Source organism: Alkalihalobacillus phoenicis, assembly GCF_047302405.1.
Lineage (GTDB): Bacteria > Bacillota > Bacilli > Bacillales > Bacillaceae_D > Alkalihalobacillus.
Genome location: NZ_CP154853.1, coordinates 3,642,908 through 3,665,051, shown reverse-complemented (window position 1 = coordinate 3,665,051; position 22,144 = coordinate 3,642,908). Strand labels below are relative to the sequence as shown.

Here is a 22,144-nt window from a genome sequence, read left to right as displayed (position 1 = left end):
GAAAATAATTAATTGTAAGCGTTTATAAAAACTGTCTATTATGAGTAAAGCTTGATTTGTTATGGTATAATCTTTACGGAACAGTTGGATAATGATCCTTATATTAAGGGTTAATGGATAGAAAGGGTGTGTGAGCGTTATGTCAAAACAACAAATCGGTGTTATTGGTTTAGCTGTAATGGGCAAAAATCTCGCTTTAAATATTGAGAGTCGCGGCTACTCTGTATCTGTTTTTAATCGTTCATTTGATAAAACAGAAGAATTTTTAAAAAATGAAGCAGAGGGTAAAAATTTTAAAGGGGCAAAAACGATTGAGGAATTTGTGCAATCACTAGAGTCTCCTCGTAAAATTTTATTAATGGTTAAGGCGGGAGCTGCAACAGATGCAACGATTGAATCGTTAAAACCATTCCTTGAAAAAGGAGATATCCTTATCGATGGTGGTAATACTTATTATGAGGATACGATTCGTCGTAATAAAGAATTAGAAGAAGCAGGCCTTCATTTTATTGGGACAGGTGTTTCCGGTGGGGAAGAAGGAGCTCTTAAAGGACCTTCAATTATGCCTGGTGGACAAGAGGAAGCTTACAAGTTGGTAGAGCCAATCTTAACCGCTATTTCAGCAAAAGTTGACGGCGAACCTTGCTCGACTTATATTGGGCCAAACGGAGCTGGTCATTATGTTAAAATGGTACATAATGGTATCGAATATGGCGACATGCAACTTATATCTGAAGCCTATTTTATTCTAAAGAACTTATTAGGCTTAGAGGCGAACGAGCTTCATGAAGTTTTTGCTGAATGGAATAAAGGTGAGTTAGACAGCTACTTAATTGAGATTACAGCTGATATTTTTACAAAAGTAGATGAGGAAACAGGTAAACCACTTGTTGATGTTATTTTAGATACAGCTGGTCAAAAAGGAACAGGAAAATGGACAAGTAAGTCAGCCCTTGATTTAGGTGTTCCATTACCAGTTATTACGGAATCGGTCTTCGCACGTTTTATTTCAGCAATGAAAGAAGAGCGTGTGAAAGCGAGTAAAGTATTGTCTGGACCTGAGGTTAAACCTTTTGCTGGTGACAAGAAGACCGTTATTGAAGCGGTTCGTAAAGCTCTTTATATGAGTAAAATTGTTTCATATGCACAAGGTTTTGCTCAAATGAAAGCAGCATCTGAAGAAAATGATTGGAATTTACGTTACGGCGATATCGCGATGATTTTCCGTGGTGGTTGTATTATTAGAGCTCAGTTTTTACAAAAAATTAAAGAAGCATACGATAATGAGGCTAACTTAGCGAATCTATTATTGGATCCGTACTTTAAAGAAATTGTAGAAAACTATCAAGGTTCATTACGTGAAGTATTAGGATTAGCGATTCAGTCTGGTATTCCGGTACCTGCTTTCTCAAGTGCACTTGCTTATTATGATAGCTATCGCACTGAGACGTTACCAGCTAACTTATTACAAGCTCAACGTGACTACTTTGGAGCACATACGTATCAACGTATTGATAAAGAAGGCGTTTTCCACACAGAATGGTTTGAAAAATAAAAGCAATATCAATCCACTCTTTTCTATGTGATTAGGAAAGGGTGGTTTTTTTGACCTTGATTTATCTATTAAGTAGGTCGGACGGTTTGGTACAATATTTTATGAATCGTAGGATATGCCGAACGATATATTCTGAATATATTGTCATAACATGGCGATTAGTGTTATGATTGATAAGTTGATGAAAAATTATAAATTGATATTACAAAGATAGACAATATTTTTGAAAAAATCAGAAAAAAATGTTGTTATTAGTAAGTTTATAATATATTCGAAAATGATAAAAATACCCATATTTTCTAGGCATAAGTCCTAGCAATCGACTGAGAATGGAAATTCATTAGGGATAATTAATGTTTATACTAGGGTTAGTAGAAAAGAAGAGAGGTGAGTGAGTGATGAAAAATAAGAAACTAATCGCAGCGTTTGTTATTGGTGCTGTACTAATCGGAGCTGGAGTCTTAGCAGACCCATCAGCTTTAGCAGTAGACAGCTTAGTCATTAATATCTTACCACATGCTCATTAATTATAAGTGAATACGCACGAGATGAAAAAGACTATTTCACAAGGTTATTCGACCTTTGAGTGGTCTTTTTTTGTTAGGAAGAGTATTGTTCGAAAGGTTGGTTAATGAAACGGTTGGATAGGGGAAATTAGGATGCGAATCTAGGCCATTATTGAGGGGCTGTGGACAAAAAGAAGCCCTTACTATACTTTAGTAAGAACTTCTTTTACTTGTTGTTCGGCAATATTGACTAACTCATCTTTCTTTTCTAGTCGAAATAGGACGATGGCTTGTTCAATCAGTTCTTTTCCTTGGTTTGTTTTATCTTCGACTAATAGACAATACCCTTTATGATACGTACATTCACCTAAAAGATATAGTAATCCATTTTGAATACAAAGTTTTCTTCCCTTATCAGCTAATTCTATCGCATGTTTAAAGTTTTTTAATACTGCTTCTGCAATGGCGTAATTATATAATAGACGAACTTTAATTCGAGGGTTTAGGTCTGGAATATGGTTTGTTTGCTGTAAAGCGCGCTCATAATAATCAATGGACAGTTTAACTTCTCCTTTTAATTCATGAACCGCTGCGATAGAGTTGAGAATTTGAATTTCCTCTTGAGAATAACTCCCTTTTCCGTTATAGGTTAATTCTAAAGCTTGAAATAATAGTTTGAGAGCGAGAGTGTAGTCTTTGAAAACGTAAGCAATGGCTACACCTTTATGCCATAAAATAAATTGTTTCATATCAGGGCTATCAAATAACGGTTTACCTTCTTCGGCTAAAATCAGTTTATAAACTTCTTGATATTTTCTGTCCACGGTGTTTCGTCTAATCTCTTGAATAAAATCTTGAATATAGTCATATTGCGGATTGTCACCTGCTTGAAAAAAATGATTCATATCGACACCGAGTCGTTTAGAGATGGAATGGAGTGTGGTCGATAGTGGGATGAATTTTCCAGCTTCAATATTACTTATTTGTGCCTGTGTACAAATTCCTTCCGCTAATTCACATTGAGTAAGGCCTTTGAGAGAGCGGTAAAACTTAATGTTCTTACCTATCGTATCGATGTTAATTGAAATCACCCTCTTTAGTCAGTTTCTTAAATAAGTAAAGTCTTGTCATCTATAGTCATTTTACCATAATGATAGAGGCACTAACATTATTTGGAGTTTTACAATAATTATAATATTTACTATACATTTTTTGGACTAATATGTCATGGATGATTGGGCCTATCTATTCGAGTGATTTTGTCATATTTTTTATATCAAAATCATGGGAAGTGAGAAAGGGGAACCTGATAAGTATAGCTTAAAAAAAAGCTCAAAAGCTATTATCAGGAGCTTTTGAGCTTTTTTTGATGGTTTTTTCCACATGTTATTTAACTAAGTGCTTTTTTATTATCTAACGTTTGGTGAAAGACTTCGGTTTGACCATTGTGAATATTATAATAGACAACCAATAGTGCTGGAGTTAAATCAACGTCATCAAAGGAAGTTAAATAGCTCTGTAGATGAAATGGAACTTGCTCGATCACGGTATGTTTGTATAACTCATTTTCACTTAAGTTTAATTCGACAAATTTTGGCCCGAATTTTTCAGGAGTGGCGATAATTTCGTCGATGAGCTTTCGTTTCTCTTGTTTTTCGGTCTTATTTGACCACCATGTTTTTCGTGGTTTTTGCTTATGGTTACGTAAATAATCATATTTTAGTAGAGATTTAATTACTTCTAAATCTTTTACTTCTTTGTATTCTAAAAATTGTTCTAACCGCTTAAAGAGATCTTCTAATTGATGGCCAATTCGACTCCACCCTTGTTTGTCCCAAAAAGCCCCAAATTCTTGAAAGAAATCAAAAGGCGTATGAAATGTATTTTTCACTAAAAAATGTATTGTTTCATCCATACGATGATTGTTCCAATATTTCTCTAAAACATCCTCAACTTGTTTAATTTGAATCATGTCATCAAATGAAAGTACATTATTTTTTACAATTTCATAAGGGGAATGATCCATATAAACATAACCATATTGTTTAGCGTTAATACGTAGACCTGTTCCGCGTAACATTTTGAGAAAGCCTAATTGTAATTCCTCTGGTCTAAGGGCAAAGACATCATTAAATGTTTTTTTGAAGCTATCATAATCTTCATCAGGCAATCCAGCAATTAAATCAAGATGTTGATCAATTTTTCCTCCATCACGGACCATCGTGACGGTTCGTGTTAGTTTGTCAAAGTTCTGCTTTCTTTTAACGAGCTCATTTGTATGATCATTTGTTGATTGTACTCCGATTTCAAATCGAAACAATCCTTTTGGGGCATTGTCATTTAAAAATTGAATGACTTCTGGTCGCATAATATCGGCTGTGATTTCAAATTGAAAAACGGTTCCAGGCAAGTGTTCATCTATTAAGAACTGAAACATTTCCATTGCATAGCTGCGACTAATATTAAAGGTTCTATCGACAAATTTAATCGTTTTGGCTCCGTTTTGCATTAAATAACGAATGTCGTCCTTTATTTTTTCGCGGTCAAAGTAACGAACGCCGACTTCAATTGATGATAAACAAAATTGACAACTGAACGGGCAGCCACGACTAGTTTCAATATAAACAACTCTTTTAGAAAGCGATTCTTTGTCTTCTTCAAATCGAAACGGTGAAGGAAGGTCTTTTAGATTTACTTTATTGACTTGCGGGTTTATTTTGATTTCGTTATCGATTGTACGATAAGCAATTCCTCCAATACGATTAAACTGCTTATCTTGATGTAATTCATCGAGTAATTGTTTAAACGTTTGTTCCCCTTCTCCGATAATAATGATGTCGACATTATGTAACCGTTCCATCCAATGCTTTGTATCATAAGTTACTTCTGGACCACCTAAAACAATGACAATAGAAGGATCCACTTTTTTCAAAATCTCGACGACTTTAATTGTCTCTTCAATATTCCAAATATAGCAACTAAAGCCGATAATTTTTGGCTTTTTTTGAATTAAATCACTGGCTATATTAATGACAGGATCGTTAATTGTATATTCAGCAAGTTGAACTTTGTAATCTGGTTCGGAATAAGCTTTTAAGTAACGAATAGATAAACTAGTATGGATGTATTTGGCATTTAAGGTACTTAAGATAATGTTCATTGTTTACACCCCTTTTTTATTCTTTATAAAGTAAAGGATTAACTATTTAAAATTCATCGTGTGGTGAGTATAGTTATTCCTTTATCGCAATCACTATATTCTCGAAATGAATTTAAACAAGCAAAAAAGAGAGCTAATAAGTTGAGGGAGCTCTCTTTGTATATAAATGTTCATCAATTAATATAATGATGTTTAGGTCATGTGGATTATGTTGGTGAGAATAAAATGTTCTAATCATCATTTCAAATGTTCTATTTCTATACCCATGTTTCTCCCCAAGATTGGATTGCCTCAATCACAGGTTTAAGGGCAAGGCCTTTTTGGGTAAGCTCATATTCAATTCGAACTGGCTTTTCTGGATAAACATTTCGTTTAACAACATTTAACTTTTCCAGTTCTTTCATACGTTCTGTTAAAATTCGATCACTCATTTCAGGGATCTGTTCTTTTATTTCTTTAAATCGTTTTGGACCATCAAGTAATACTCGAATAATCAAGCCAGTCCATTTTTTTCCTAGTAGTTCAATAGCAAGCTCATATTTAGGGCACATTTGACTATAATCCATTTTTTTCACCTCGATCATGTTTAGTTTACCACAAATTAGAGTTATAAAGAAATAAGTGAGAAAATGAAAGGAGGAAGTGAAGTATGGCTAAATTTTCAATTTCTTATTATAGTCTCAACTTTCGCATTGAGAAAATCCGTTCAACGAGTTGGCAGAAGGGAAACTCTTAAACAAATGCCCTTGACACGTTTGAAAAGAGAGAACGTACTATCACACAAAACGGATAAACTGTGCATTAAGAAAAAATAGACAATGCTCTTCTTCGGCGGTCGCTCCCAAACAGACATGGTTTTGGTAGCGACAGCCGAAGCTCTTCATTTTAGTGAACAGTTTCCTTCAACAGCCTACGAAGAGATGTGTTCAGACTGTCAACGATTGAACCGTCCATGTAAAGTCAATTTGAGTATGGTATCGCCCTAAAATCAATCTCTATCAACGGTTAAGAGCCAATCATACTCTGCGAAAGTTGAGTTATAGTGTATAGAATCATGGTTATAATAGGGCAAGAGACGACTAATATTGTACTTGCTTTGTATGTGCATAAGTTCTAAAAGTCATGCTATACTACTATTCGTAGACAAGGAAGGTGAACAAGCATGAAGATGTCAAATAAGGCATTATTTATAGCGATTACGTCGGTTGTTGTTTTATATGGAATTTTATATTGGATAATTGGAGATATTGTGACTAGGTAGGAAGTTTTTCGAGAAGCTTCCTTTTTATTTTTGTTTTCGACAAAAAAAGTTGCCCATTTCCCAGGGAATATGTCATTTCCGCTGTCGTGCTGCAGATGTTTTGTCGAATGAATTTATCTTAGCATATTCCTCCAGCTTCCTCCCGCAGGAATCACAGATACGGTCGTAATTAAAAGTCATTTGGATAACTATATATTGAACATCAAAAAAGCTTGTCGACTCTCTCTTTTACGAGATCTTGTCGACAAGCTGGGCTCATTATTAATAACGAACTTTTTTTGATTAAGTTAAGATGTGTGATAAGAACATTGTGGCCGTTCCAAAATAAATGAGTAAAGAAAAAATATCATTCAAAGTGGTGATGAGTGGCCCAGAAGCGACTGCAGGGTCAACTCCGACACGATAAAGTATGAGTGGAATAATCGTTCCGGCCATCGTTCCAATAATTAAAGAAAAGAATAAGGAAACTCCAACAACCGCACCGAATAATAGGTCAGCTTGCCAAATAGCTCCAATCGTTGTAATTAAGGCTGCACATGTTACCCCGATAATTAAACTAACACGTAGCTCACGAAAGATTAATTTTGTGACGACTTTTTTATTCATTTCAGAAGTGACAATCCCTCTGACCACGACGGCTAATGATTGAGTACCGGTGTTACCAGTCATCCCGGCAATCATCGGCATAAAGAAGATAAGAGCGACTAATTGTTCAAGTGTTTCTTCAAAGAAGTTTAAAATACTCCCAGAGACTAATCCGATAAATAAAAGCAAAATGAGCCAAGGTAAGCGTCTAACAGAAGCCGTAATGGCCTTTGTATTGAAATCGATATCTTTACCTGAAGCAGAAAGCTTTTCGATATCTTCATTGGCTTCACGAATAACGACGTCAAAGGCATCATCAACGGTAATAATTCCTTGTAAGACATTATTGTGGTCAACAACCGGTACGGCGATAAAATCGTAACGTTCAATGATTCGAGCGACCTCTTCTTGATCCGTCTCAACATTAACCGCTACAACACGACTAAACATTAAATCTTCAATGATTTCATCGGTATTTGCTATTAACAAGTCGCGGTATGAGACAACTCCTACTAATTGTTTTTCATCATTTATGACGTATAAATAATAGATGTTTTCTGAGAAGCTCGCATATTCCTTTAGTTTATCGACCGCTTGCCTAACAGTGTAATGAGCGTTAATCCAAACAAATTGGTTATTCATCAATCCACCAGCTGTATCAGCAGGGTAGCTCATTAAGGATTGTAGTTTTTCTGAATCCTCTTTACGCATTACGTCGAGGAACTCTTGGATTTTATCTAAGGATAATTCATTTAATAAATCCGCTAGATCATCATTGTCCATTAAATTCATTACTTTAGAAGAACGTTCAATTCCGAGCTTATGCAAGATTTCAATTTGCATTTCATAATCAAGCTCTTGGATAAGATCGGCAATTTGTGAAGGTGTTAAAAAAAGTAAGAATTTATGATGATGTTTTTCAGGTAGCCCACGATATAGCTGGGCGAAATCATATGGGTGTAATTCTTCCAATAATAGTTGAAAGGAACTTCTTTTTCCTTCCCTTAAATATTTTATGACTAATACTAGTAGTTGATCTTCTGTCATATTTACAGACATAGAAGCCACCTCTTTTCATTTCAGGATACCTATCTTACTCTAACTAAAAAAGGGCATAAAGTAAATTACTCATCCCACATTTTTTATCGATCTTTTTACCGTGTTAAAAATAGGATATCCGATTTGTGTCCGGAATAATTATAGAGGGACAAATTAGCATGGAGGGTTAAGGCCTAATAACCTTTTACCCTACAAATATACAAATGAAACGGGTAGAAAATAGATGAATGCATTTGACAATGAGAATCAATATCATTTAAAATGGTTTTAAGTTATTTGATAATCATTTTCAATTACAAATTATCAATTTAGCTACGTCCGTTAGAAGTTCGAGAAAAATCGGTCAGCCCTGCCCACAGGACGTGGGTACAAGGCGTTGCGACAGGACGTCGCGAACTTAGCGTTGTTCCTTAGTGTTCTCACTTCTGACCAAACGGACTTCGCTTTTTAAATAAAGGAGGGAAAACAATGTCATCCTTATTAATTGTCGGTGGTGATCGTCTAGGAACGATCCCTAAGAAACTAGAAACATTAGGTTTTGAAGAGATCATTCATTTTAGTGGTAGAAAAACACAAACTGTCAAAAAAGAAATTCCGTGTCATGTTGATCTTATCTTAGTGCTAACGGATTTTATAAATCATAATTTAACATCAGCTTTAAAGAAAAGAGCCTCTGAACAAAATGTGCCGATTTGTTATGCCAAGCGATCGTGGTGTTCTATTTATCAAGCGATTGGCAAATGTGAATTGCAATGCTCGGACACTTCAGGTTGTCCATGGAAAAAGTAATCATTAAAGGGAAGTAAACTACATAAAAAGTCAGAACAATTTGTCATTTGTGTGGTTTGGTGTTTTACTCGTTGAAACTGATGTTACTCTCTTGTGATTTGATTAAATTTAGTTAAGGAAATTTTGATACAAGTCTTGGGCGTATTGGTCCCCTTTTTGAATGTTAAAAATTGAAAGGCTGTGTTAAAAAACCTCCTCTGATATGAAAAGCCGGTCACATTTTACAACGAGTGAAATGTGACCGGCTTTTGTTGATTCGATTGTTGCATTATAGGTCTGTTTAGAAAAAGAAGCGATTTAAAATTCCTAATAATACTAAGACCCCTAACACCACCCAAAATATCTTTCCAAATTTAAAGCGTCTAAATGACTTCTTCTGCCAACGATTAGGATTAAAGCTGACTTCATTCGGATCCGTATAGGTTTGATAGCGTTGATACGGCTTGACCCCGATTAAGATCAAAGGAATGACCAACGCTCCTCCAATCGCACCAAAGATATGGGCATAAATATTAATGTTCGGATTTACGAATGTCATCACTAAACCGATCACTAAAATCGTCATAATCATTTGTGAGCTCGTTTGGTCGATGAGATCTTTTCGGTTTAAGACAATGTAGAAATAGGCACCAAATAATCCGAAAATTGCTCCAGAAGCTCCTAAGTGTGCATAGTAATCAAGACCGCCAACATAGTACGTCGCGATATTGGCAATGATCCCTGATGATAAATAAAGCAAGATAAACCTGAACTTGCCAAGCATTTGTTCAAGTGGTGGACCAAATAAAATAAGAGAGACTGAATTAAAGATGACATGCATAAATCCGACATGCATAAAGATTGGTGTTATGAGGCGCCAGTAATCGCCATTGTGAACAGCCAAATTGAGACCGACTCCGTGATAATAGATCCATTCGCCACCTGGTAAGAGATTAATCCAAAAAAAGATGAGCACGTGGATGGCCACTAAAATTGTGATGATGGGGTAGTTCCTTTTAAAAGTTTCGAAGTTTTCCGTTCGAATAAACATCGTCTTCCTCCTATTAACATTCGCTATTATGATGTAGTATATCAAAAATAGTGAAGATTAAGCTTATGATAAGCTTATGTAAAAAGAATGTATAATACGATTAAAGATAATGATGAAAATAAGCAGGGAAATGTTTGAATGAAGGAAATGAGGTTTTTAAGATGATTATCGGTACAGGGATTGATATTGTAGAATTATCAAGGATCAAAGCAGCGATGCAAAAAAATGAGCGATTTGTAGAGCGGATTTTAACAGAAGAGGAACAAAATAAATTTGTCACTTTAACGACAAAAAGAAAAATAGAATATTTAGCTGGAAGGTTTGCTGCTAAGGAAGCTTTTGTTAAGGCGGCAGATACTTCTTACGGCTGGAAGGATATAGAGATATTAAATGATTCAAATGGAAAGCCTTATTTAAATGCATCCTTTAATGGAGTGGTTCATGTCTCAATATCTCATAGTGAATCTTATGCGATTTCTCATGTAATTATTGAACGCGCCTCAAGCTAGTCTGCATATTCATCGAGGTTGTCTCATATAGTTGTAATGCGGATGGGAGAGTAGGGAAAATTCTCTGCTTTGGCATCAAATGAGACAAAGGGGTGAAAGCATGAAGAAGGTAAGTTGGTTTGTCATTATGAGTTTGTTAATAGCTGTAATCCTGGTCGGGTGTGGGGAAAAATCTCAGCAAGACATCATAACGGACCTTGAAAACAAAATGTCGGACATGGCAGGCTACAAGTCACAAGCTACGATGACATTGCAGACAGGAAAGGAACCACAAACGTATGAAGTAGAAGTATGGCACCAAGCAGAAAGTTATTATCGCGTGGCACTAAACAACGATAATAAGGATCAAAGCCAAATCATTCTTCGTAATGATGAAGGAGTGTTTGTTTTAACACCTGCATTGAATAAGAGTTTCCGTTTCCAAAGTGATTGGCCGAAAAATAGTAGTCAAGTCTATCTTTATGAATCATTAGTCCATGATATTTTGCTTGATCCAGAGCGTACTTTTACTGCAACAGAAGATCATTACATTTTTACAACCAATACGAACTATCAAAATAAGAATTTGAACACACAGGAAGTAACACTGAATAAGAAGGATTTATCTCCGGTACAGGTGAAAATTATGAACACTGATTTAGAAGTGCTCGTTCAACTTGATTTTACAGGTTTTGAGCTTGATCCAAGCTTCAATATAGAAGAGGATTTTGACATGAAGCGTAATATGACGGCCGCCCAGATGAATGACGTTCCAGCGATGTCTGAAGAAGTGGAGCCGATGATGGCTTACTTCCCAATGTATACTCCTGAAGGTGTGTCGGTTGAAACATCGGAAAAAGTTCAGTCTGAAAATGGTGAACGTTATATTATTAAATACTCCGGAGAAAAATCATATACGCTTATTCAAGAACAAACTCAAGTGGTCCCAGCGATGGTACCAATGAATGTAACTACCGGTATTCCGGTTGATTTAGGTTATACAGTAGGGGTTATGACAGAAGAATCTCTAATGTGGTCTTATAACGGAGTCGATTTTGTATTAGCATCCACTGAACTGGAGCAACAAGAGATGATTGAAATTGCTCAATCCGTTTATGGCTCTGAAGAAAAATAAAATATCACAGTTTCTCAAGACTCAGCTTACATTTATAGCTGAGTCTTTTTATGTTTTTAAGTTTCATAAAATGGAATGAAATGTTCATACTACAAATAGAATTAAATCGATTCCAATGTTTGGATATCACTTTTGTTGCATTGACAAGCTAATCGCTCAAAATCATAATAAATATATTAAAGTATTATTAGTTGGATGGTGTGAAATGTGAGTAGTCAAAATAACTTTTTTCGAGATACTTGGGCGGAAATTAACTTAGATGCAATTGAAGCCAACATTAAAGCAGTTAAAGAGTTTTATCAATTTAAAGAAATGAACATTATGGCTGTAGTGAAAGCGAATGGATACGGGCACGGTGCGATTGATGTGGCTGAAACCGCATTAACGGCTGGGGCTAGCCATCTAGCTGTAGCGATTTTAGATGAAGCATTAGAATTGAGACGAGCAGGAATTACAGCTCCTATTTTGGTGATGGGCAGAATCCGTCCAAGTGATGCGGAAGTTGCTCAAAAGAATGATATTACGATTACGGTTTTTCAACTTGATTGGATTGAGCAAGCAAAGCCTTTATTAATAGAGGACCAAAATCCGCTTAAGGTTCATATTAAGCTTGATACAGGCATGGGACGTATCGGTTTACGAACACAAGATGAATTAATGATTCTTTCAGAGCAATTAAATGAAATTAAGGCACTTGAATTGGATGGGGTGTTTACTCATTTTGCGACGGCAGATGAGTTGAATACGGACTATTTTATGAAGCAGTATGAGCGTTTTGAACAAATGTTAGAAAGGCTGAAGGAACGACATATTTCTATTCCACACATTCATTGTGGAAATAGCGCTACGGGTTTGCGGTATCCGAATAAAACGTTTAATATGTTCCGTTTTGGCATTTCAATGTATGGCCTTACTCCTTCAATTGATATAAAAGATCAATTACCTATTAAGCTTCAACAAGCGTTTGCTTTAAAAACGAAGCTATCTCATGTCAAAGAGCTAGAGGCGGGAGAGAGCATAAGCTATGGGGCGACATATACGACCAAAAGTAAGGAATGGATTGGCACGTTGCCAATTGGCTATGCAGATGGTTGGATTCGAAAAAATAGCACAAATGGAGGTTTTGTTTTAATAGGAAATGAAAAAGCCCCATTTGTAGGAAGAGTTTGTATGGATCAATGTATGATCAGGTTGCCTTATAAAATGGATGTTGATACAGAAGTTACTTTAATTTCGTTTGAAGACGAATTATCGATGGATGTAGTTGCGACTCGTTTAGAAACGATCAATTATGAAATTCCTTGTGTGATAACCGACAGAATTCCAAGAGTTTACATGAAAAATGGTAAATGTGAAAGAATAAAAACAAAATATGACAATATATCTCAAGAAATTTTCTGACAGTTTCCAAAAGTGCTTTGCAATTCAATAGGGTCAATGGTATGATTAATTTTGGATAAGATGTACGTATAAATGATAATATACATTGATATATGTAAATAAAAAGTCGTTGTTGAATGTCGGGGGTGGATCTTAATGCCGGATAAAAAGATGAAGGAAATTGTCGTTAATTTACCACAACATTTGTTAAACGAGGTGGACAGTGTGATCAAGCAAGAAGGTGCTAATTACAGCGAATTTATGTCTCAAGCATCAAAGCTGTATTTACGTGAACGAAAAAAACGCCAAATTCGAGAGACGATGCAGCAAGGTTATATGGAAATGGCCAAAATAAACCTTCATATTGCATCGGAAGCTTTTCTTGCCGAGGAGGAAGCAGAGAGTACTCTTGATCGCTTAGTGAGTGGGGTGTAGCCTTTGATTGTAAAAAGAGGCGACGTTTACTTTGCGGATCTCTCACCAGTTGTCGGTTCTGAACAAGGTGGTGTTCGTCCGGTACTCGTCATACAAAATGATATTGGTAATCGATTTAGTCCGACGGTCATTGTTGCGGCTATTACCGCCCAAATTCAAAAGGCAAAGCTTCCGACGCATGTTGAAATCAGCGCAAAGAGGTATGGTTTTGACCGAGATTCGGTTATTTTATTAGAGCAAGTTCGAACAATAGATAAGCAACGATTAACGGATAAGATTACCCATTTAGATGACGATATGATGAATCGTGTAAATGAGGCGTTATTCATTAGCTTAGGTCTTATTGATTTTTAAAAAAGATTTTCAATAACGAAACTCCGTTCATAGAAACGGGGTTTTTATTATTTTGGAGAACTAATGGCTAATAGTTGACAAAAAGTATGGAGAATTGTGTTTTTTGAACAGGATTTTTAGGAGAAAAGGTCGTACTTACTCTCATATACGAAAATTTTGCATGGTTTTGGATTTCGTGGAATAATAATATTAGCTGATTAAAGTCTGGAGGAACATATATGCAATCCTATATTGTATCGTCTTTGTTAGAAAATCGAGAAACTATATTAGAGAGGTGGGGGCAAGAACTCCAAGATATTAAACAAGAAGAATATCTGCAATCGATCTCTGATTCAACTTATGAAAATATGAATGCCGAATTTATGGATTTTCTATTAAAGAGGTTAGAGTTTGATAGTAAGCAGGCAAATGAAAAGGTAAGTAAGTTTACAGATAAATATATACTGAATGGATGGCCACTCGCTTATTTTACAAAGGGATTACAAGCTTTCCGTCGTGTACTCCTTAGTATCTTAACAGAGCAAGAATCGGATGTAAGTGCTCTAATGGAAAAATTTAATGAGATTGATGAATGGTGTGATGGGGTCGTTAATCAATTGGTTCATGATTACACTGGTTCATGGCAAGATGTTTTTGAGATGCAAAAAGTGTCTTTGATGGAACTTTCGGCACCGTTGATTCCAGTATTTGAGGATATTACAGTCATGCCGTTAATTGGAACAATTGATACAGCTCGAGCAAAACTTATTATGGAAAATTTACTTGAAGGGATTATTAACCACCGATCACAAGTGGTACTAATTGATATAACAGGTGTACCTGTCGTTGATACAATGGTTGCACATCATATTATTCAAGCGTCTGAAGCGGTTAGACTTGTTGGAGCTCGATGCATTTTAGTAGGGATTCGTCCTGAAATCGCTCAAACGATTGTGAATTTAGGGATTGATTTGACGAAATTCCCTACTAAAAGCACTCTTCGTAAAGGAATGGAAACAGCATTAGAGCTAACAAATAAAAAGATCGTCAAGTTATAAGGGGAGGTAATTATGAGAATTCCGATTTTGAAACTAAAACAATATTTATTAATTAGTATTCAAGTCGAACTAGATGACCAAACGGCATTGCAATTCCAAGAGGACTTATTAAATAAAATTCATGAAGAAGAATCAATTGGAGTAGTCATTGATTTAACTTCTGTTGATATGATCGATTCATTTATTGCAAAAGTTCTTGGAGATGTAGTCGACATGTCTAATATGATGGGGGCTCGTGTAGTGTTAACGGGAATTCAACCATCAGTAGCTATTACCTTAATTGATATGGGAATTAAATTAGAGGATGTACCAACTGCGCTCGATTTGGAACAGGGCCTTGCTAAATTGCAAATGGAACTGGAGGTATAATCATGAAAACCGAATCCTGTGTAGAGGTAAAAAATGAATGGGGGATCGTCGCAGCAAGACAAGCTGGACGAACGCTCTCTAAAGAGATTGGATTTGGAACAGTGGACCAAGCTCGAATCACAACGGCGATATCAGAATTAGCTCGTAACATCTATCTATACGCAGATGAAGGGCAGATTTGTTTAGAGACGGTTGAAAAGCCGTTTAAGATGGGCATAAGAAAAGGTATTCAAATTATTTCAAAAGATTCAGGACCAGGCATTGCTGATATTAGACAAGTGATGGTCGACGGCTTTTCAACTTCAAGTGGATTGGGAGCAGGATTACCAGGAGTGAGAAGATTGATGGACGAGTTTGATATTGAATCGAATGTAGGGGAAGGAACGACGATTCGTGCGACTAAATGGCTCCGATAGGAGAGTGTTAAATTGAGTGACAAGACGATAAATATTGAACAACGCTATAAAAAAATAGTAGAGACATTCTTAGATAATAAAAGTGAACTAGGATTATATCAAGCACAACAATTTAGCAAATTGCTACTCGCGGATCAAGTGTCACCAGAAGAGTTTATTGACATTCATCGTGCTGTTCTGGATGACCTTTTTCCTTCCATTCCGGATGAAGTGCAAGATTCTTTTGATTTGTTGCTTGAAGTTATGATGAGTTATGGGCTTGTTTATCGGGAGCATCAAATTCTTAAACATCGCCAGCAAGAGCTAGAATCAGAAATTGAAGTGGCGGCGAGCATGCAACAGACGTTATTACCAAAAGAAGTTCCCGAAATTTCACAATTGGACATAGGGGTCATTTCTATTCCTGCCAAGAAGATGAGTGGAGATTATTATCATTTTGTTCAAGGTGGGGAAAATACGATTGGAATTGCGATTGCGGATATCATTGGGAAAGGTGTACCAGCCGCCCTTTGTATGTCCATGATTAAGTATGCGATGGATGGTTTGCCGAAAAGAAGGTTAAATCCAGCACCATTGCTAGAAAGTTTAAATCATGTTGTCGAACAAAATGTGGATGACAGCATGTTTATTACGATGATGTATGGCGAATACAATACAGCTACAAATCGATTTCAGTATGCTGGTGCGGGTCATGAACCTGGGTTTCTTTATCGTGTAAAAGAAGATATTTTTGAAGATCTATATGCTAAAGGTTTAGCTTTAGGTATTTCTAAAGTAAATAAATTTAAGGAATATCACCGTGAAATTGAAGTAGGTGATTTTATCGTTCTTTTATCAGATGGTGTAACCGAATCGGTTATTAATAATGAATTTATTGAACGAGAAGAATTGACGCGTTTAATGCGTGGGTATATGAACGGTTCTGCACAAGAAATGGTTGATGGGATTTATACGGAATTAGAAAAAGCACAAGATTTTAATTTAAGAGACGACTTCACCTTAATTGTTATCAAAAGAATGGTTTAACCTAAATCAAAAATGGGTATTGCATTTATTAGTTATTTCAATAGCGAACGATTTAAAAGGGGGAAGCGAAAATGAATTTAGAAATTAAACATTCATTAAAGAGTTCAAATCATGAAGTGCTTCATTTAATTGGAGAGATAGATGCCTTCACGGCACCGAAGTTAAAGGAGACATTATTTCCTCTTGTGGAAAAAGAGGGATTGCTCGTGAAAGTAGACTTAAGTGAAGTGAATTATATAGATAGTACGGGATTAGGGATATTTGTAGGTGCTTATAAAGCATCACATAATTCGAACAGTAAGTTACAGCTAATTGGTTTAAATGAAAGAGTGTATCGATTATTTTCGATAACTGGGCTTGATGAAATAATTGACATTGTACCTGAGAAGAAGGAGGGAGCAAGATGAGTAATCATCAAGTAGACCACATCGAGATGCAAGTGCCTGCGAAATCAGAATATATCGGGGTTGTTCGTTTGACGCTTTCTGGTGTCGCTAATCGACTAGGTTTTTCTTATGATGATATTGAAGATATGAAGATTGCGATTGCTGAAGCATGTACGAATGTAGTAAATCATGCCTATGAAGGTGATGGAATAATCAATATTTCTTATCGGATATATGAAAATGAAAAGATAGAAATAATTGTTTCAGATAAGGGACAAAGTTTTGATGTGAACAAGGTACATGAAAAGTTAGGCCCTATCGATGCGAAAAAACCAGTGACGGAACTGAAAGAGGGAGGTCTTGGATTATATCTCATTAATACTTTGATGGATAAAGTAGAAATTCATGAAGAGTCAGGTGTCGTTGTGATAATGACAAAATTCATGCAAGGGGATGAGGTGGAACAACATGTCAATGGATTCCCATCCGCGCGAACAGAACAAAGATAAGGTCTATCAATGGATTAAGCAATATCAGCAGAATGGAGACGTCCATGTTCAGACAGAGATTGTGAAACATTATGAAGGTCTTGTCCGTTCGCTTGCTAGAAAGTTTTCAAAAGGGAAAGAATATGATGAAGATTTAGTGCAAGTCGGTATGCTTGGGCTTTTAGCTGCTATTAAGCGCTATGATGAGGAATTCGGTCGTAGTTTTGAATCGTTTGCAGTCCCGACTATTGTTGGAGAAATTAAACGTTTTATACGTGATAAGACGTGGAGTGTTCATGTTCCTAGGCGTATTAAAGAGCTCGGACCGAAAATTAAAAAAGCGGTCGATGAGTTAACGACATCCTTGCAACGTTCTCCGCTTGTTCATGAAATTGCTGGACATCTAGAAGTGACGGAGGAAGAAGTTCTAGAAACGATGGAAATGAGCAAGAGCTATCAAGCGTTATCTGTGAACCGTTCACTAGAAGCCGATCAAGAAGGTGGAGAAGTTACGATCTTAGATTTGGTCGGTAATGATGATGATGGTTATGATAAAACGGATAAAAAGTTATTGTTAGAAAAGGCTTTTGAAGTATTGAGTGAACGTGAAAAGCAGATTTTACAATGTACGTACTATGAGAACTTAAGTCAAAAGGAGACCGGTGAACGATTAGAGATTTCACAAATGCATGTATCCCGCCTGCAAAGACGCGCGATTGAGAAGCTCCGTGAATCAATTCGGATTGAACCGTCGGAAATACTATAATGATTACTTTTTATGAGAATAAAAACTTAGAGGTAGCTGCCTTTCAGCAAGCTAAAGAAAATATGGCTTACTGCGGTGATGGTCATCTAGTCATAACAGAAGAAGATTATGCAGTATGTGCAGTAGTTGATGGTCTAGGAAGTGGTAAGGGAGCATTTGAATCAGCTGATGTGGTGATTAAAGAAGTAGAGCGAAATCATCATCTTTCTCCAAATGATATTGTGAATGCTTGTAATAAACGTTTACTTGGGAAGCGAGGGGCTGTCATAACCTTAATGAAAATTGACTTTAAACATAATGTTGTTTATTACAGTAATTATGGGAATGTCAGTTTTGTTCTTTATTACCCTGATGGAAAAATGATTCAGCCTATTCCAAAACGAGGTTATTTATCAGGTCGTCATGAGCGTATAGAACTTGACCGTTACCCTTATGAAGAAGGCAGTACATTTATGGTTTATACAGATGGTGTCAAAAAGCCTCCAACAAAGGATCGGTTAGTTGGGTTGAATAAAGTAAAAGAAGAAGCAAAAGCTTTATTCGGTGGTGCTATATTTGCACAAGATGATGTTACATTACTTATCGGTAAATTACACTAGACCTTCTATTTGGAAGGTTTTTTGTTTTGTTGAAATTGGTTGCGTGGGGCCATGCATATATTATGAACAGAAATTATGCTATGATAGAAGTATCCATTTTTTGGCGAAAAGGTGTGGTTAAGAATGAATGAAGAGCTTCAGAAAAAGATGATTGGACAAATAGTTGAGGAAGTATCCGTACAATCAAAATATGTACATAATTTAATTAAACTTGTTGATGAAGGTAATACGGTACCATTTATTGCGAGGTATCGAAAGGAATTAACGGGTGGCTTAGACGAGGTTCAAATTCGAACGATTGTAGAGAAATGGCAATATATGAATCAATTGGAGTCGAGGAAAGAAGAAGTGATTCGTCTTATTGATGAGCAAGAAAAGCTTACTCCAGAACTTCAAAAGCAAATATCAAAAGCGAAGAAATTGCAAGAAATTGAAGATTTATACCGACCATATAAACAAAAGCGTCGTACAAAGGCAACGGTCGCAAAAGAAAAAGGACTTGAACCTTTTGCGAAGTGGTTATTTGAGTTACCGAGTCGTGGTTCAATCGATGAGGAAGCCAAAAATTATTTAAGTGACGAGCATGAACTGAACGAGATTCATGAAGTAATTGCAGGTGCGAATGATATTATAGCAGAGTGGATTTCTGATGAGCCTGATTTCCGTAAATCGATTCGGTTAATCGGTTTACAAGATGGCAAGGTACAGTCATCTGTTAAAGATGAGGAGTCGGACGAAAAGAAGGTTTTTGAGATGTATTATGAATATGAAGAGCCAGTCCGCTCTATAGTGCCACATCGAGTGTTGGCATTAAATCGAGGTGAAAGTGAAGGGATTTTACGAGTTAAGATTAGTTTGCCGGTTGAGAGGATCTTAAAGCATTTACAACAAAAAATTATTTTTAAGTCGACTATTGCGAACGATATTTTAAGTGAAGCGATTGCCGATGGATATAAGCGGTTAATCGAACCTTCGATTGAACGCGAGTTAAGACAGGAATTGACGAGTAAAGCAGAAGAGCAAGCGATTCATATTTTTGCTGAAAACTTAAAGCATTTATTGTTGCAACCACCTATTAAAGAGAAAATTGTGCTTGGAGTTGATCCAGCTTACCGTACGGGATGTAAATTAGCGGTTGTTGATGCTACAGGGAAGGTTTTAGACATAGCGGTTATTTATCCTACTCCGCCAAGAAATGAGGTCGACCGGGCCAAAGAGGTAGTTAAACAACTAATTAGCAAACATCATGTAAATATGATTGCGATCGGTAATGGGACAGCTTCTCGTGAATCCGAACTATTTATAGCTGATGTGATCAAAGAGTTGCCTGAGTCCATTTATTATTTAATCGTTAATGAGGCAGGAGCAAGTGTCTATTCAGCTTCTGATTTGGGGCGTGCGGAGTTCCCGGATTTAAAAGTAGAAGAGAGAAGTGCGGTTTCAATCGCTCGTAGAATTCAAGATCCGTTAGCTGAGTTGGTGAAAATCGATCCGAAATCAGTAGGGGTTGGTCAATACCAACATGACGTTTCACAGAAAAAATTAAATGAGTCACTTACTTTTATTGTTGAAACGGTTGTGAACCAAGTAGGGGTTAATGTGAATACGGCATCCATTTCCTTATTGCAATATGTAGCCGGTCTTTCAAAGGCTGTAGCAACTAATATCGTTAAAAAAAGAGAAGAAGAGGGACGGTTCCTTAATCGAAAACAATTGAAAAAAATTCCGAGATTAGGGGCGAAAACATACGAACAGTGTATTGGTTTTTTAAGAATTCCATCTGCTGAAAACCCGCTTGACCAAACGGCTATTCACCCAGAAGCTTATAAGGCAACTGAGCAATTATTAAATAAGCTAAATTTAAATGCGTCTGATATTGGCTCAAGTCATTTAAAAGATGAGTTAGATAAAGTGAATATTCATCAATTGGCAGACGAACTTGATATGGGGATTCCGACCATTCAAGATATTATTGATAGTTTAATTCGACCATCGAGAGATCCGCGTGACCAAGTGACAAAACCACTTTTAAAACAAGGAGTTATGCAATTAGAAGATTTGACAGTCGGTATGGAGCTGCAAGGGACAATACGAAATGTCGTCGACTTCGGAGCGTTTGTTGATGTAGGAGTGAAGCAAGACGGCCTTGTGCATATTTCTAAAATAGCTAACCGTTTTGTCAAGCATCCGTTAGAGGTTGTATCAGTTGGAGAAATTGTGACTGTATGGGTTGATAGTGTTGATGTAAAAAAAGGTCGTGTTGCCTTAACGATGCTACAACCAGAAAAACAACTCGTAGGAAGTTAAATGTTTTTTAAACTAAAAAAGAACCCTTCATATGAAGAGGGTTCTTTTTGGTATTAGAAAAGTGAAAGTTAGCACTGATTCTGATTGTGAAGGGGGGACTAATTTGAAATCTAATGCTATGTTTGGTCATCCCCTATTTTTAGACTTGTTCTTCGATAGATACTTAAATTTATTGGAGTGGAACTTTTTTGGAGTAAAATAGAGGGCTTAATAAGGGAATACAGAATTAACGGTTTGTAAGTTAATTAGAATGTATATTTTTATCTCGGTTCGAACTTTTTTGTTGGTAATAAAACCAGCACTGATTTAAAATTTTGATTTGATATTCATTTTTCTCTGCGTACGCACGTTGTAATTGATTCATTAACCACGAGGGCATAATCGCCAACTCCTTATTTTATGTGTTAATATATTTAATATATGCATGGATGTTTGTCAATGTTGTATGAATTTTAAAGGTAAGGGTGAATATTTGTGGAGCAGGAGGTTTTACAAAAGCTTGTTGAGGATATTTCAAAGCAATCATTTGGGAGGCACTTTTTACATGAAGCTAGGTTCAACCCTCGGCTACGGACAACAGGAGGCCGGTATCTTTTAAGAACGCATGATATTGAGTTCAATCCTAAACAATACGATTTATTTGGCATGGATGCATTAATCGGGATTATTAAGCACGAGCTTTGTCATTATCATTTACATATACAAGGGAAAGGGTATATGCATAAAGATGATGATTTTAAGCAATTACTTAAAGAGGTTGGAGGATCAAGATATTGTGAAAGAATACCTGAGAGTCAAAACCGTATTCTTATAGAGGTGGTTTATCAATGTCAGTCATGTCGACTTATTTATAAAAGAAAGAGAAGAATTAATACGAATAAATATGTTTGTGGCAAGTGTTCGGGGAAATTAAAAAAAATTAATAAAAAATAGTTGATCAAATAATAACCCTGTGATATATTATAGAAGTCGCTAAGACAGCGGTGAAAAATTACATAAAAATGTTGAACGTT

The 22,144-nt window shown here is 36.2% G+C and carries 24 protein-coding genes; 18 read left to right on the top strand and 6 right to left on the bottom strand.

The window, feature by feature from the left end; genetic code table 11:
- The first annotated feature begins 139 nt into the window (after window positions 1-139).
- Complete coding sequence (gene gndA, locus AA0017_RS17195) at window positions 140-1,555, top strand: NADP-dependent phosphogluconate dehydrogenase (RefSeq protein ID WP_413376427.1); 1,416 nt, start codon at window positions 140-142, stop codon at window positions 1,553-1,555.
- Between the two features lie 398 nt (window positions 1,556-1,953).
- The gene (locus AA0017_RS17190) at window positions 1,954-2,082 is read left to right on the top strand and encodes a hypothetical protein (RefSeq protein WP_413376425.1); all 129 of its coding nucleotides are present in this window, start codon (window positions 1,954-1,956) and stop codon (window positions 2,080-2,082) included.
- Window positions 2,083-2,264: 182 nt separating this feature from the next.
- Here the strand turns inward: AA0017_RS17190 and AA0017_RS17185 are convergent, their stop codons facing one another.
- From AA0017_RS17185 to mgtE, 4 genes are all read right to left on the bottom strand, one after another.
- Complete coding sequence (locus AA0017_RS17185; protein WP_413376423.1) at window positions 2,265-3,152, bottom strand: helix-turn-helix domain-containing protein; 888 nt, start codon at window positions 3,150-3,152, stop codon at window positions 2,265-2,267.
- Between the two features lie 299 nt (window positions 3,153-3,451).
- On the bottom strand, window positions 3,452-5,221 hold the full coding sequence (locus AA0017_RS17180) for a B12-binding domain-containing radical SAM protein (protein ID WP_413376421.1): 1,770 nt from the start codon (window positions 5,219-5,221) through the stop codon (window positions 3,452-3,454).
- 257 nt (window positions 5,222-5,478) lie between these two features.
- On the bottom strand, window positions 5,479-5,787 hold the full coding sequence (locus tag AA0017_RS17175; protein WP_413376419.1) for a winged helix-turn-helix transcriptional regulator: 309 nt from the start codon (window positions 5,785-5,787) through the stop codon (window positions 5,479-5,481).
- 977 nt (window positions 5,788-6,764) lie between these two features.
- Window positions 6,765-8,126, bottom strand: a complete 1,362-nt coding sequence (gene mgtE / locus AA0017_RS17170; protein ID WP_413376417.1) for a magnesium transporter — start codon at window positions 8,124-8,126, stop codon at window positions 6,765-6,767.
- Window positions 8,127-8,594: 468 nt separating this feature from the next.
- Between mgtE and AA0017_RS17165 the strand changes: the two genes are divergently transcribed.
- On the top strand, window positions 8,595-8,915 hold the full coding sequence (locus AA0017_RS17165) for a DUF2325 domain-containing protein (protein ID WP_413376415.1): 321 nt from the start codon (window positions 8,595-8,597) through the stop codon (window positions 8,913-8,915).
- Window positions 8,916-9,195: 280 nt separating this feature from the next.
- On the opposite strand, the gene AA0017_RS17160 is transcribed toward AA0017_RS17165, so the two are convergent.
- On the bottom strand, window positions 9,196-9,945 hold the full coding sequence (locus tag AA0017_RS17160; RefSeq protein ID WP_413376413.1) for a rhomboid family intramembrane serine protease: 750 nt from the start codon (window positions 9,943-9,945) through the stop codon (window positions 9,196-9,198).
- 161 nt (window positions 9,946-10,106) lie between these two features.
- Between AA0017_RS17160 and acpS the strand changes: the two genes are divergently transcribed.
- From acpS to AA0017_RS17090, 14 genes are all read left to right on the top strand, one after another.
- Complete coding sequence (gene acpS, locus AA0017_RS17155) at window positions 10,107-10,454, top strand: holo-ACP synthase (protein WP_413382666.1); 348 nt, start codon at window positions 10,107-10,109, stop codon at window positions 10,452-10,454.
- Between the two features lie 100 nt (window positions 10,455-10,554).
- A complete protein-coding gene (locus tag AA0017_RS17150; RefSeq protein ID WP_413376411.1) occupies window positions 10,555-11,568 on the top strand; it encodes a LolA family protein in 1,014 nt (337 codons plus the stop codon).
- 207 nt (window positions 11,569-11,775) lie between these two features.
- Window positions 11,776-12,969, top strand: a complete 1,194-nt coding sequence (gene alr, locus AA0017_RS17145) for an alanine racemase (RefSeq protein WP_413376410.1) — start codon at window positions 11,776-11,778, stop codon at window positions 12,967-12,969.
- Between the two features lie 135 nt (window positions 12,970-13,104).
- Window positions 13,105-13,383, top strand: a complete 279-nt coding sequence (locus tag AA0017_RS17140; protein ID WP_004427159.1) for a CopG family ribbon-helix-helix protein — start codon at window positions 13,105-13,107, stop codon at window positions 13,381-13,383.
- Between the two features lie 3 nt (window positions 13,384-13,386).
- Window positions 13,387-13,737 (top strand): type II toxin-antitoxin system PemK/MazF family toxin, encoded by a 351-nt coding sequence (locus AA0017_RS17135; protein WP_004427158.1) that lies wholly within the window; start codon window positions 13,387-13,389, stop codon window positions 13,735-13,737.
- A 218-nt stretch (window positions 13,738-13,955) separates the two neighbouring features.
- Complete coding sequence (locus AA0017_RS17130; RefSeq protein ID WP_413376407.1) at window positions 13,956-14,774, top strand: RsbT co-antagonist protein RsbRA; 819 nt, start codon at window positions 13,956-13,958, stop codon at window positions 14,772-14,774.
- A 12-nt stretch (window positions 14,775-14,786) separates the two neighbouring features.
- Window positions 14,787-15,143 (top strand): STAS domain-containing protein, encoded by a 357-nt coding sequence (locus AA0017_RS17125; protein WP_413376405.1) that lies wholly within the window; start codon window positions 14,787-14,789, stop codon window positions 15,141-15,143.
- A gap of 2 nt (window positions 15,144-15,145) precedes the next feature.
- Complete coding sequence (locus AA0017_RS17120; protein WP_413376404.1) at window positions 15,146-15,559, top strand: anti-sigma regulatory factor; 414 nt, start codon at window positions 15,146-15,148, stop codon at window positions 15,557-15,559.
- A gap of 12 nt (window positions 15,560-15,571) precedes the next feature.
- Window positions 15,572-16,585: a PP2C family protein-serine/threonine phosphatase gene (locus AA0017_RS17115; RefSeq protein ID WP_413376402.1), complete on the top strand. Its 1,014-nt coding sequence runs from the start codon at window positions 15,572-15,574 to the stop codon at window positions 16,583-16,585.
- Between the two features lie 71 nt (window positions 16,586-16,656).
- Entirely contained in the window at window positions 16,657-16,992 is a 336-nt protein-coding gene (locus AA0017_RS17110) for an STAS domain-containing protein (RefSeq protein WP_413376400.1), read from the top strand.
- Complete coding sequence (rsbW, locus tag AA0017_RS17105; protein ID WP_004427148.1) at window positions 16,989-17,480, top strand: anti-sigma B factor RsbW; 492 nt, start codon at window positions 16,989-16,991, stop codon at window positions 17,478-17,480. The genes AA0017_RS17110 and rsbW overlap by 4 nt, the downstream gene beginning before the upstream one ends.
- Complete coding sequence (sigB, locus tag AA0017_RS17100; RefSeq protein WP_413376397.1) at window positions 17,440-18,225, top strand: RNA polymerase sigma factor SigB; 786 nt, start codon at window positions 17,440-17,442, stop codon at window positions 18,223-18,225. Before rsbW ends, sigB begins: the two co-directional genes overlap by 41 nt.
- A complete protein-coding gene (locus tag AA0017_RS17095; protein WP_413376395.1) occupies window positions 18,225-18,824 on the top strand; it encodes a SpoIIE family protein phosphatase in 600 nt (199 codons plus the stop codon). Before sigB ends, AA0017_RS17095 begins: the two co-directional genes overlap by 1 nt.
- A gap of 123 nt (window positions 18,825-18,947) precedes the next feature.
- Complete coding sequence (locus AA0017_RS17090; protein WP_413376393.1) at window positions 18,948-21,131, top strand: Tex family protein; 2,184 nt, start codon at window positions 18,948-18,950, stop codon at window positions 21,129-21,131.
- A 241-nt stretch (window positions 21,132-21,372) separates the two neighbouring features.
- Here AA0017_RS17090 and cmpA read toward each other — a convergent pair whose 3' ends face one another.
- Window positions 21,373-21,510, bottom strand: coding sequence for a cortex morphogenetic protein CmpA (cmpA, locus tag AA0017_RS17085; RefSeq protein WP_413376391.1), 138 nt, complete (start codon window positions 21,508-21,510; stop codon window positions 21,373-21,375).
- A 95-nt stretch (window positions 21,511-21,605) separates the two neighbouring features.
- Here cmpA and AA0017_RS17080 point away from each other — a divergent pair, with 95 nt between their 5' ends.
- Window positions 21,606-22,064: a SprT family protein gene (locus AA0017_RS17080; RefSeq protein ID WP_413376389.1), complete on the top strand. Its 459-nt coding sequence runs from the start codon at window positions 21,606-21,608 to the stop codon at window positions 22,062-22,064.
- Window positions 22,065-22,144: the final 80 nt, after the last annotated feature.

What these genes read in the sequence shown, in the direction of transcription:
- acpS (WP_413382666.1), top strand. Translation starts at nt 10,107, where the DNA reads ATGATTATCGGTACAGGGATTGATATTGTAGAATTATCAAGGATCAAA.
- AA0017_RS17175 (WP_413376419.1), bottom strand. Translation starts at nt 5,787, where the DNA reads ATGGATTATAGTCAAATGTGCCCTAAATATGAGCTTGCTATTGAACTA.
- AA0017_RS17120 (WP_413376404.1), top strand. Translation starts at nt 15,146, where the DNA reads ATGAAAACCGAATCCTGTGTAGAGGTAAAAAATGAATGGGGGATCGTC.
- AA0017_RS17110 (WP_413376400.1), top strand. Translation starts at nt 16,657, where the DNA reads ATGAATTTAGAAATTAAACATTCATTAAAGAGTTCAAATCATGAAGTG.
- AA0017_RS17180 (WP_413376421.1), bottom strand. Translation starts at nt 5,221, where the DNA reads ATGAACATTATCTTAAGTACCTTAAATGCCAAATACATCCATACTAGT.
- AA0017_RS17125 (WP_413376405.1), top strand. Translation starts at nt 14,787, where the DNA reads ATGAGAATTCCGATTTTGAAACTAAAACAATATTTATTAATTAGTATT.
- AA0017_RS17165 (WP_413376415.1), top strand. Translation starts at nt 8,595, where the DNA reads ATGTCATCCTTATTAATTGTCGGTGGTGATCGTCTAGGAACGATCCCT.
- mgtE (WP_413376417.1), bottom strand. Translation starts at nt 8,126, where the DNA reads ATGTCTGTAAATATGACAGAAGATCAACTACTAGTATTAGTCATAAAA.
- AA0017_RS17140 (WP_004427159.1), top strand. Translation starts at nt 13,105, where the DNA reads ATGCCGGATAAAAAGATGAAGGAAATTGTCGTTAATTTACCACAACAT.
- AA0017_RS17130 (WP_413376407.1), top strand. Translation starts at nt 13,956, where the DNA reads ATGCAATCCTATATTGTATCGTCTTTGTTAGAAAATCGAGAAACTATA.
- AA0017_RS17150 (WP_413376411.1), top strand. Translation starts at nt 10,555, where the DNA reads ATGAAGAAGGTAAGTTGGTTTGTCATTATGAGTTTGTTAATAGCTGTA.
- rsbW (WP_004427148.1), top strand. Translation starts at nt 16,989, where the DNA reads ATGAGTAATCATCAAGTAGACCACATCGAGATGCAAGTGCCTGCGAAA.
- AA0017_RS17090 (WP_413376393.1), top strand. Translation starts at nt 18,948, where the DNA reads ATGAATGAAGAGCTTCAGAAAAAGATGATTGGACAAATAGTTGAGGAA.
- AA0017_RS17190 (WP_413376425.1), top strand. Translation starts at nt 1,954, where the DNA reads ATGAAAAATAAGAAACTAATCGCAGCGTTTGTTATTGGTGCTGTACTA.
- AA0017_RS17095 (WP_413376395.1), top strand. Translation starts at nt 18,225, where the DNA reads ATGATTACTTTTTATGAGAATAAAAACTTAGAGGTAGCTGCCTTTCAG.
- AA0017_RS17160 (WP_413376413.1), bottom strand. Translation starts at nt 9,945, where the DNA reads ATGTTTATTCGAACGGAAAACTTCGAAACTTTTAAAAGGAACTACCCC.
- sigB (WP_413376397.1), top strand. Translation starts at nt 17,440, where the DNA reads ATGTCAATGGATTCCCATCCGCGCGAACAGAACAAAGATAAGGTCTAT.
- cmpA (WP_413376391.1), bottom strand. Translation starts at nt 21,510, where the DNA reads ATGCCCTCGTGGTTAATGAATCAATTACAACGTGCGTACGCAGAGAAA.
- gndA (WP_413376427.1), top strand. Translation starts at nt 140, where the DNA reads ATGTCAAAACAACAAATCGGTGTTATTGGTTTAGCTGTAATGGGCAAA.